This is a genomic window from Pseudomonas sp. R62, from assembly GCF_000257605.1.
GTDB classification, from domain to species: Bacteria; Pseudomonadota; Gammaproteobacteria; order Pseudomonadales; family Pseudomonadaceae; genus Aquipseudomonas; species Aquipseudomonas atacamensis.
Genome location: NZ_JH635999.1, coordinates 2,068,709 through 2,078,843, shown reverse-complemented (window position 1 = coordinate 2,078,843; position 10,135 = coordinate 2,068,709). Strand labels below are relative to the sequence as shown.

Here is a 10,135-nt window from a genome sequence, read left to right as displayed (position 1 = left end):
GAGCAGGCCGGTGATGAACTGGAGTGGTCAGGCTAACGGGCCGGTCACACCAGCCCCATTCCCATCATGGGTTACTCGAAAGGGGTAGTGCGTGGACGCGTTGTTGCAGGAATTGCCGGTGCATCAGAGTCTGGCGCGGGTATTTTTCACCTCGGGCAGGACGGTTTCTGGCGCGCGCTGGTCGACACCCTGCGCCTGCTGGTGCCGCTGGACAATGCCCTCGTCGCCCTGATGCAGGCCGGCCAGCCGCCGCGTTTGCTGATCGACTTCGACAGCAAGGGCTACGTGGACGACCAGCAGGAGCTGGCCAGTTATACCGCCGGCATGTACCTGCTCGATCCGTTTTATCAAGCCGCCGTCAGCGGGATCAGCGACGGCCTGCACAGCCTGGCGTCCGTTGCGCCGGATCAGTTTCTGCACAGCGAGTACTACCAGAGCTACTTTCGTGCCGTGGTGGGCGAGGATGAATTGCAGTTTCTGATCAACGTCGAAGGCGCGGTACTCGGCTTGTCCCTGGGCCGCTCGACCGCGTTTGGCATGGCCGAGCAGGGCCGACTGTTGTGCGTACGTGACTGGGTATTGGCGGCGATGCATCGCCACATACAGTTGCTGCCGCCCCAAGGGCCGGAGGCTGAAGCGGTGGTGAGTGATCTGGCGACGTTGCTGGACCGTTTCGATGCCCGGCTGACCGCGCGCGAGATCGACACGGCGCGCCTGATCCTGCAGGGCTTTTCCAGCAAGGCGATGGCCCAGCAGATGGGGATTTCGCCGGAGACCGTGAAGGTGCATCGACGCAATCTCTATCACAAGCTCAATGTCACCGGGCATGGAGAGTTATTTGCGCTGGTGCTGCGGCCGACATCTTTTTGATCAAAACTTGTGTGGGAGCGAGCAGGCTCGCTCCCACAGGTGAACTTACGCTGTGTCAGTGGCTGCGCTGGAAGACCAGGGCTTTCAGGCCGCTCTCTGGATCGATATCGGGAAACTCCGGCGGATTGTCCAGCCGTTGCTCGAAGCGCAGGCTCGGCGCTTCCTGGGTCACGCCATCAATCAGAAAGTCGGAACCGAACGACGGGTCGTTCATGCACGCCAGCACCGTGCCTTGCGCGGTCAACAGTTCCGGCAAGCGGCGCAGCACCCGTTGATAGTCCTTGGTCAGCAAAAAGCTGCCTTTCTGAAACGATGGCGGGTCGATGATCACCAGATCGTACGGGCCGCTGTTGATCACTTTGCCCCAGGATTTGAACAGATCGTGGCCGAGAAAGCTGACCTTGCTCAGGTCATGGCCGTTCAGGCGGTGATTGTCGCGACCTCGGCTCAGCGCGGCGCGGGACATGTCGAGGTTGACCACATGGCTGGCGCCACCCTCCATTGCCGCCACGGAAAAGCCGCAGGTGTAGGCGAACAGGTTCAACACCCGCTTGCCCGCCGCCTGTTCGCGCACCCAGTTGCGTCCGTAACGCATATCGAGAAACAGCCCGGCGTTCTGCTTGCGCCCCAGGTCAACGCGGTACTGCAAGCCACCCTCGACGATGGTCATTTCTTCGATTTCCTCCCCGATCAGCCATTCGGCCGTGCTCTGCGGCAGATAACGATGCTGGATCAGCAAAGTGTGCGCGCCGGACTGCTGCCACTCGGCCGAGGCGGCGAGGAGCAGCAGCGAATCCCGCAGATCTTGCAGCTGCTCAGGCGCCGGTTCCTTGAACAGCGACACCAGCACCACGCCCTGCAACCAGTCCACGGTCAGCTGCTCCAGCCCCGGCCAGCAGCGCCCGCGGCCGTGAAAAAAACGGCGGGTTTCGCTGGGCGCCGCCGCCAGTGCGGGCAGCAATCGGGCGCGGAGGGTGGCGAAGGCTTCAGGTGTCATTGGTCAGGAGTCGGCCGGGCAAAGGGGCGGCATTTTAACCATAAATAGGGGGGCGGACGGGCGCTGCGCTTCGAAAAACAACACCTTGGCGAAATCTGCTGTATCAAAAGTGAATTTCTACAAGGCGCGCTGCTCATACCTGATAAGCAGCGGATTCAAAACCGCTTATCAAAAATGTAATTCGGGGGAGTGCTGTTCATGTGCCCTACACCTACGTCGAGCGCGCACCTTCCTGGCGGGTTGATTCTGGTTGTCGAGGACGATCCGTTGATTCTGGAGTTCCTTTGCGAAATTCTCCAGGAGGAAGGGTTCAAGGTCGAACCGCAAACCAGCGCCGACGCCGCCTCACTGTATCTGGAAAAACATGCAGCCGACGTTGCGCTGCTGCTGACCGACATCACCATGCCCGGCACGCTTAACGGCGCGGACCTGGCCAATCTGTTCGGCGACCGCTGGCCGGAAAAACCGGTGATGGTCATGTCCGGCTATGAAACGCCCGAGACCTCCGGGGTCAAGCACTCGGTGGCGTTCATCAAGAAGCCGTGGGCGATCGGACAGTTGCTCGACTGTGTGGAAAGCGCGTTCAAATCCAAGGCGCCGCAGTTGCACTGACAAGTGCTACATTGCCTGGCCAGGCTGCCCGGCCAACTGTCAGAGGATTTGCTCTCTTGTCTGCACAAGCATCGGTTTTTGATCGCGCGTTCGGCGCGTTCCTGTTCGACATGGACGGCACCGTCCTCAACTCCATCGCCGCCGCCGAGCGCATCTGGTCAGCGTGGGCGGTGCGCCATGGCGTTGATGTCGAGACGTTCCTGCCGACCATCCATGGCGCGCGGGCGATCGACACCATCACCCGGCTGAATCTGCCGGGCGTGGATGCCGAGCAAGAAGCAGCGTTCATCACCGCAGCGGAAATCAATGACGTTGAAGGCATTGTCGAGATTCCTGCGGCGGCGGCATTTCTCAACGCGCTGCCGAAAAATCGTTGGGCGATGGTGACGTCGGCGCCTCGCGATCTGGCGTTGCGGCGGATGGCGGCGGCGGGTATTCCCGAGCCGGCGGTAATGATCACGGCGGAAGATGTGAAGGCTGGGAAGCCTGATCCTGCGGGGTATCTGCTGGCGGCGAAAAAGCTCGGTGTCGAGCCGGCAGACTGTCTAATTTTTGAAGACGCCACGGTTGGCATTCAGGCTGCGGAAGCGGCGGGCGCTGCACTGATGATCATCACCACCACGCACCAGCACCCGATCGAAACGGCGCATGCGACGTTGGCCAGTTACGATGCGATCGGCGTCAGGGTCGGCGCCGATGGTCTGCTTCGTCTGACGGAAATCTGATCTGTTCCGAAATGCCCCTCACCCTAGCCCTCTCCCGGAGGGAGAGGGGACTGACCGGGGGATATTCAGGTAATACGCCGACGTGAAAGGTCTTCTCTGAATCCATAATCGCTATGGTCTTTCAGGTCGACGGCAAATTCAGCACAACTCGTTCGGTTCCCTCTCCCCCGGGAGAGGGCTAGGGTGAGGGGCTACGGTCTGCCAGACACAGGGGATCGTCGATCAAACCACATCCCCGTCACCGGTCGGCAGCTCGACCATGCCGGCAATATCGCAACTACGCTGATCCATGCTTGTGAAATCGTCGCCAAAGTCGAGCGCGGTGGAACTCCTTGCTAATGAGGTAAACGCATGAAGATCGATCTGAGTGGAAAACTGGCCATTGTCAGCGGCAGTACCGGCGGCATCGGTCTGGGCATCAGCCAGTCGCTGGCCGAAGCCGGGGCGACGGTGGTGGTCATCGGTCGCGACATGGCCAAGGTCGAGCAGGCGCTGGCGAGCATACGCGAAGCGGTGCCCCGCGCGCAGTTGCGTGGTCTTACCGCCGATCTGGGCACGGCCGAGGGCGCGGAAAAGCTTTTCGCCGCCGAACCGCGCGCGGACATTCTGGTCAACAACCTCGGCATCTTCAACGACGTCGATTTCTTCGAGACTCCCGACAGTGAGTGGACGCGCTTCTATGAAGTCAACGTGATTTCCGGCGTGCGCCTGGCGCGGCATTACGTGCCGGCAATGGTCGAGCAGGGTTGGGGCCGGGTGATCTTTTTGTCATCGGAATCCGGGGTGGCGACGCCGGCTGACATGCTCAATTACGGCGTGACCAAAAGCGCCAACCTCGCGGTGTCCCACGGCCTGGCCAAACGTCTGGCTGGTACCGGGGTCACGGTCAATGCGATCCTGCCGGGGCCGACCTTCACCGACGGCCTGCAAGACATGCTCAGAGACGCGGCCGCCGAGTCCGGGCGCGAGCTGCGCGACGAAGCCGACGCCTTTGTGCGCAAGGCCCGTCCGACTTCGATCATCCAGCGCGTGGCGGATGTTTCGGAAGTGGCGCATCTGGTCACGTACATTGCTTCACCGCTGTCCTCGGCCACCACGGGCGCGGCGTTGCGCGTCGATGGCGGTGTGGTCGACAGCCTGACAATCTGAATTTTCCGAAAGAGAGGTTTTATGCCAACAGCATCTGCAACCATCGACATCCCGGCCTCGGCCGATCAGGTCTGGCAATTGATCGGCGGCTTCAACACGCTGCCGGACTGGCTGCCGTTGATCACCAACAGCGAACTGAGCGAAGGCGGGCGAGTGCGCACCCTGCAAACCGCTGACGGCGGCGTGGTCGTCGAACGTTTGCAGACCTTCGATAACGCCGCAAAAACCTACAGCTATTCGATTGATCAGGCACCGTTCCCGGCCAGCGATTACCTGGCGACGATCAAGGTCGAAGCCCAAGGGCAGGGCGCGCGGGTGACGTGGTCGGGGCGCTTCAATGCGCTCGGCGTGAGCGATGAAGAAGTGGTGGCGTTGTTCAACGGCATCTATCAGGGCGGGCTCGAAGCCTTGCGGGCGAATTACCCGACCTGAGACGCAGATCGTTCCCACGCGGAGCGTGGGAACGATCGGCGCGAGACGTCAGGCCTGGCTGATCAAACTCTGCCGACAATCCAGCACCAGTTTCGCCCCGCCCAGATCGCTGCTGCCGACTTCAAGACTGAAGCCGTGCACGCTCACAATCGCTGCGACAATCGACAGTCCCAGACCAAAACCGCTTTGCGGCTGGCCACCCTCGGTGCGGTAAAACCGCTGGAACACCGCCTCACGTTCAGCCTCGGGAATCCCCGGGCCTGAATCGTGAACCTCGATCCGCGTCTGGCCATTGGCATTCACCCCACGCAACATCACCGTGCCGCCGGGCGGTGTGAATTTGATCGAGTTGCTCAGCAGGTTCGCCAACGCTTCGAACAGCAACGCGCGGTCGCCATTGAGCGGCGGCAGCGTCTCCGGCATGTTCAACTGAAAGCGCAGATCGCCTTCCTCGGCCAGCGGCAGATAGAACTCGTGCAACTCCTCCAGCAAACGCACCGGATCAAGTTCGACGAAACCTGAACGGCGCTGGCGATCTTCCAGTTCGGAAATCCGCAGCAACCCGCGAAACCGCGCCATCAGCGTGTCCGCCTCAGCCAGAACCAGATCCAGTTGCGCCGCTTCTTGCGAACCTTCGCCCGCCTGTTGCTGCATCCGATACAACTGCGCGCGCAAACGGGTCAGCGGCGTGCGCAAATCGTGGGCGATGTTGTCGCAGACACCTTTGACCTCGTTCATCAAGCGCTCGATGCGCTCAAGCATGGCGTTGACGATGGCGGCGAGCATGTCCAGTTCATCGCGGCGATTGGACAGCGGCAAGCGGTGCGTCAGGTCGCCGGCAACGATGGCCTGGGCGCTGTTCTGAATCGCGCGGATGCGCTGCAACGGTCGACGCCGCAGCAGATGCCAGCCGGCGACCCCGGGAATAATCGTCAGCGACACGCCCCAGAACAACGCGTGCAAAATGATCCGCGTCACCGCGAACAGCGAGCCATTGTCACGCAGCAGCACCAGCCAGCGACCGTCGCGAGTCTGGGTCGCCACAGCATCGCAGCTGTCGTTCGGCAGGGTCGGGTCATCGGAATCGGCGCACTCGGCGAGCATATGGATCTTGCCGTCGAGCGGTAGTCCTTCGGGAATTTGCTGAAGTGCGCCGCCCAGGTAAACGCCGTCAGCGCTGAACAGACCATAGGCGTCGATACCACGAATATCGAAGGTCATGCTGGCCGCGAGGGCGTCTTCGAGTTGCTCGCCGCGAAAATGCGAGAACAGATGCTGGCGTTGCATCAACGAATGTTTGGCGAGTTTGTCGAGGTAGCCGGATACCTCGTAGTACATGACCCCCATGAGGATCGCGCTCCACGCCACGAACAGCGAGCTGTACAGCGCCAGCAAGCGGCTGCTGGAGGAACGCCAGCCGTCAGACGGGTTCGGCAATGACATAGCCGGAGCCCCGTACCGTGCGGATCAGCGGAACGTTGCCGGCTGCGTCGATCTTCTTGCGCAGACGGCCGATGTGCACGTCGATCAGGTTGGTGCCCGGGTCGAAGTGATAACCCCAGACCTCTTCGAAAATCATCATCCGCGAGAGAATCTGGCCGCTGTTGCGCATCAGAAACTCGAGCAGTTTGTATTCGGTGGGCAGCAGCGTCAGCACCTGTCCGGCGCGGCGGGCTTCATGGCTGATCAGGTCGAGTTCGAGGTCGGCGACGTTCAATGTCGTGGCCTGGGTGGCGACGCTGTTTTGCCGGCGCAGCAACACTTCGACCCGCGCAGCCATTTCATCGGTGGCGAACGGTTTGGTCAGGTAGTCATCGCCACCGGCACGCAAACCGCGCACGCGCTCATCGACATCGGAGAGGGCGCTGATCATCAGAATCGGCGTCGCCACGCCCATGGTGCGCAGGGTGGTGACGATGGCCAGACCATCCAGCTCGGGCAGCATGCGGTCGAGGGTGATCAGGTCGTAGTTGCCGCTCACGGCGCGGTCGAGGCCTTCGCGGCCATTGTCGACCCAGTCGACATCCAGCCCGTGGCTGCTCAGTTCGGCAACGATTTCCCGCGCGGTCACGGCGTCGTCTTCGATGGTCAAGATACGAGTCATAGGCAGGCCTGCTGATCGGTTCAAACGGAATGGCAGCATTTTGCCAAGAATTTACCGTGACGCTTTAAATTAACTTTCATCTTCGTCGCTCAGGCAAACCAGAACTGATCGAATCTGGTCCTCGGTCACCAATGCAGAAAACCCGCAGGTGTTAAGCGTTTATTGCAAATTGCACGGAGCAGGGAAGTTCAAACTTTCTAAATTGTTGAAAAGCATGGATTTATTTAGTTGCTGCAACTGGCACGGTCGCTGCAATTCCTCACCCGACGACTTGTAACATCATTTTTCATGCCTGGAGCACTACAACAATGAATAGATCCCCTGATGGCTATTATCCTGCCGTGGAAGAGTCGAGCAGCGTGTCAGGCGTGTCCTGGGGCGCGATCTTCGCCGGTGCTGCGGCTGCCGCCGCGCTGTCGATGATTCTGGTGCTGCTCGGGTTTGGCCTGGGCTTTTCGGCGGTTTCACCGTGGGCCGGAGAGGGCGTGAGCGCCAAGGGCCTGGGCATTTCGACGATTGTCTGGCTGGCTGTGACGCAGATCATTGCTTCCGGCATGGGCGGCTACATTGCCGGTCGTCTGCGGGTGAAATGGGCAAACATGCACGGTGACGAAGTCTACTTCCGCGACACCGCCCACGGCTTCCTCGCCTGGTGCGTCGCCACGCTGGTCACCGCTGTGCTGGTGGTCGGTTCGGTCAGCAGCGTCGTGAGCGGCGGTGTGCAGGCTGGGGCTAACGTCGTCGGCGGTGCTGCCGGTGCGATGAGCCAGGCCGCCGGTTCTGCCGCAGCCAATACTGACAGCGATCAGTACGGCTACTTCGTCGACAGTCTGTTCCGTGACGACCGTCCGGCTGCCGTCAGCGATGACGCCGCACGCGGCACCGTGACCCGCATCTTCGCCCAGAGCCTGGCCAACGGTCAGCTCAGCGCCGAAGACCGCACCTACCTCGCACAACTGGTGTCGCAACGTACCAACCTGAGCCAGGCCGATGCTGAACGTCGTGTCGACGAAATCTACGCCAACACCCAGAAAGCCATCGCTGACGCGAAACTGAAAGCCCAGCAAGCCGCCGACACCGCCGCGAAAGTCGCTGCCTACACCTCGCTGTGGATGTTCGTCGCGCTGCTGGCCGGTGCGTTCTTTGCCAGCCTGGCAGCCACCTTCGGCGGTCGTCGTCGCGATGCGGTCGAGTACGTTGAAGTCGACACCTACACCACTACCACTCCGGTCCGTTAAAAAGGAGAGTCACCATGCGCTCATTACTGCTGTTTTTCCTCGGCGTACCGATCCCGATCATCATCCTGATCGCCCTGTTCGTACACTGATCCCTCTGAGGCAGGATGCCTCTGCCGCTTTCATCTTCGGGTGAAAGCGGCTTTTTTGCTTTCTGCGGGGCCAGTTCGTCTTCTCCAACTAACCGTTTCCATCCCGCCATTTTCACTGGCCTGGATCAATATTTCCCCTGGCGATATCGCCTACCGTAAATGATCCAGGCCTTTGCTGAGGTATGAGCTACAGTGCTTGTCGCGCACCTTGTTGCGCTGACGAAGTATCCGCGTCGACGTTGAAAACACAGCAATAAAAGCGTCGACGAGGCGTAGTGCAGCAAGGAGCTGTCACAACCTCAACTGAATCTTCACGGACGAACACCGTAATGAACTGCCTAGAAAGAACCTTCGATATCCAGCCCTTGGTGCAGGCGGACATGACCGTGCACATCAACGGCCAAGCGGTCAGCGCCGCCATTGGCGAAACCGTTCTCAGCGTCATCCAGTCCCTCGGCGTGCGCCAGATCGCACGCAACGATCACGATCAAATCAGCGGCGCCTATTGCGGCATGGGCGTGTGCCAGTGCTGTCTGGTGAAAATCAACGGTCGCCACAAACGCCGCGCCTGCCAGACCGTGGTCCGCGACGGCATGCAGATTGAAACCCGAGTCAACCGCGTCGTCGCGCAGGAGGTTGTATGAGCCTGCAACCGTTGATCGTCGGCGGCGGGCCGGCGGGGATGGCGGCGGCCATCGAACTGGCGCGCCACGGCGTGCGCTGCACCTTGCTCGAAGAGGCTTCGCGCCTCGGCGGTGTGGTCTATCGCGGGCCGTTGCGCGATGGCGTGCAGCTGCATTATCTCGGGCCGCGTTATTCCGAAGCACTGGACAAACTGCACGGTGAATTTCAGCAGCAGTCAGGGCTGATCGACGTGCGCCTCAACCATCGGGTGGTCGGCGCCGAAGGCACCCGCGCTCTGGTGGTGCTCGATGGCGATGAACAGCTGCACGAGATGGCTTATCCGCAACTGCTGCTGGCCGCCGGTTGCCATGAACGCAGCGTGCCGCTTCCCGGCTGGACGTTGCCGGGAGTGATTCTGCTCGGCGGCCTGCAATTGCAGATCAAGAGTGGCGTGGTCAAGCCGCGGGGGCCGGTGATCATCGCCGGCACCGGGCCGTTGCTGCCGCTGGTTGCGACCCAGTTGCATGCCTCCGGCGTGCGTGTCGCTGGCGTCTACGAGGCGTGTGCATTCGGCAAGATCGCCCGCGAGAGTCTGGCGCTCTTGAACAAGCCGCAGTTGTTTCTCGACGGTTTGAGCATGCTCGCTTACCTCAAGTTGCACGGCATCCCGATGAACTACGGTTGGGGGGTGGTCGAAGCCCACGGCGAGGGCGAATTGAAAAGTGTCAGCGTCGCGCCGTATTCGTCGACGTGGGAGGCGGATCTGTCGCGGGTCGAGCGTTTCGAAGCGCAGACGCTGGCGGTGGGTTACGGTTTTATTCCGCGCACGCAATTGAGCCAGCAGATGGGCCTAGATCACGGCTTCAGCGACGATGGCTACCTGCGTGCGCACGCCAATGTCTGGCAGCAAAGCAGCGTGGCGCATGTGCATCTGGCCGGCGACATGGGCGGGATCCGCGGCGGCGAAGCGGCGATGCTCGCCGGCAAGATCGCCGCCACTTCGATCCTGCTGCAACGCGGTGTGCTCGACGCCGAGCTGGCCCGGGTGCGCCGCGATCGCTACGCGAGCAAGCTCAGAGCCATCGTGCGCTTTCGTGCGGCGGTGGATCGCTACACCGAGCGCGGCGTTGGTCAGATCGCTTTGCCCGCAGCCGACACGGTGATCTGCCGCTGCGAACATGCGACCCGCGCCGACATCGATCTGGCGCTGGAGCAGGGTGTGCAAGACATCGCCAGCCTGAAAATGCGCACCCGCGTGAGCATGGGCGATTGTCAGGGGCGGATGTGTGTCGGCT

The 10,135-nt window shown here is 61.4% G+C and carries 10 protein-coding genes and 1 pseudogene; 8 read left to right on the top strand and 3 right to left on the bottom strand.

Annotation, left to right across the window (positions count from 1 at the left end; all coding sequences use genetic code 11):
- The first annotated feature begins 91 nt into the window (after positions 1-91).
- Positions 92-870 (top strand): annotated as a pseudogene (locus OQK_RS27195) (helix-turn-helix transcriptional regulator).
- A gap of 55 nt (positions 871-925) precedes the next feature.
- On the opposite strand, the gene OQK_RS27190 reads toward OQK_RS27195, so the two are convergent.
- Positions 926-1,867, bottom strand: coding sequence for a class I SAM-dependent methyltransferase (locus OQK_RS27190; protein WP_016775234.1), 942 nt, complete (start codon positions 1,865-1,867; stop codon positions 926-928).
- A 198-nt stretch (positions 1,868-2,065) separates the two neighbouring features.
- On the opposite strand from OQK_RS27190, the gene OQK_RS27185 reads away from it, so the two are divergent.
- The 4 genes from OQK_RS27185 to OQK_RS27170 all read left to right on the top strand — a co-directional run bounded on the left by OQK_RS27185 (position 2,066) and on the right by OQK_RS27170 (position 4,785).
- Positions 2,066-2,479, top strand: a complete 414-nt coding sequence (locus OQK_RS27185) for a response regulator (protein ID WP_016775233.1) — start codon at positions 2,066-2,068, stop codon at positions 2,477-2,479.
- Positions 2,480-2,535: 56 nt separating this feature from the next.
- Positions 2,536-3,204 (top strand): HAD-IA family hydrolase, encoded by a 669-nt coding sequence (locus tag OQK_RS27180; RefSeq protein WP_016775232.1) that lies wholly within the window; start codon positions 2,536-2,538, stop codon positions 3,202-3,204.
- Positions 3,205-3,555: 351 nt separating this feature from the next.
- The gene (locus tag OQK_RS27175; protein ID WP_016775231.1) at positions 3,556-4,353 is read left to right on the top strand and encodes an SDR family NAD(P)-dependent oxidoreductase; all 798 of its coding nucleotides are present in this window, start codon (positions 3,556-3,558) and stop codon (positions 4,351-4,353) included.
- A gap of 21 nt (positions 4,354-4,374) precedes the next feature.
- The gene (locus tag OQK_RS27170) at positions 4,375-4,785 is read left to right on the top strand and encodes an SRPBCC family protein (RefSeq protein ID WP_016775230.1); all 411 of its coding nucleotides are present in this window, start codon (positions 4,375-4,377) and stop codon (positions 4,783-4,785) included.
- Between the two features lie 48 nt (positions 4,786-4,833).
- Here the strand turns inward: OQK_RS27170 and OQK_RS27165 are convergent, their stop codons facing one another.
- On the bottom strand, positions 4,834-6,228 hold the full coding sequence (locus OQK_RS27165) for a sensor histidine kinase (RefSeq protein WP_016775229.1): 1,395 nt from the start codon (positions 6,226-6,228) through the stop codon (positions 4,834-4,836).
- Complete coding sequence (locus OQK_RS27160; RefSeq protein ID WP_016775228.1) at positions 6,206-6,889, bottom strand: response regulator transcription factor; 684 nt, start codon at positions 6,887-6,889, stop codon at positions 6,206-6,208. Before OQK_RS27160 ends, OQK_RS27165 begins: the two co-directional genes overlap by 23 nt.
- Positions 6,890-7,197: 308 nt before the next feature.
- Here OQK_RS27160 and OQK_RS27155 point away from each other — a divergent pair, with 308 nt between their 5' ends.
- The 3 genes from OQK_RS27155 to hcnB form a co-directional block, all read left to right on the top strand.
- A complete protein-coding gene (locus OQK_RS27155) occupies positions 7,198-8,127 on the top strand; it encodes a hypothetical protein (protein WP_016775227.1) in 930 nt (309 codons plus the stop codon).
- Positions 8,128-8,545: 418 nt separating this feature from the next.
- A complete protein-coding gene (locus OQK_RS27145; RefSeq protein WP_016775225.1) occupies positions 8,546-8,860 on the top strand; it encodes a (2Fe-2S)-binding protein in 315 nt (104 codons plus the stop codon).
- Positions 8,857-10,135: cyanide-forming glycine dehydrogenase subunit HcnB (hcnB, locus tag OQK_RS27140; protein WP_016775224.1), on the top strand; the 1,279-nt coding region annotated here is incomplete at its 3' end. The genes OQK_RS27145 and hcnB, both read left to right, overlap by 4 nt.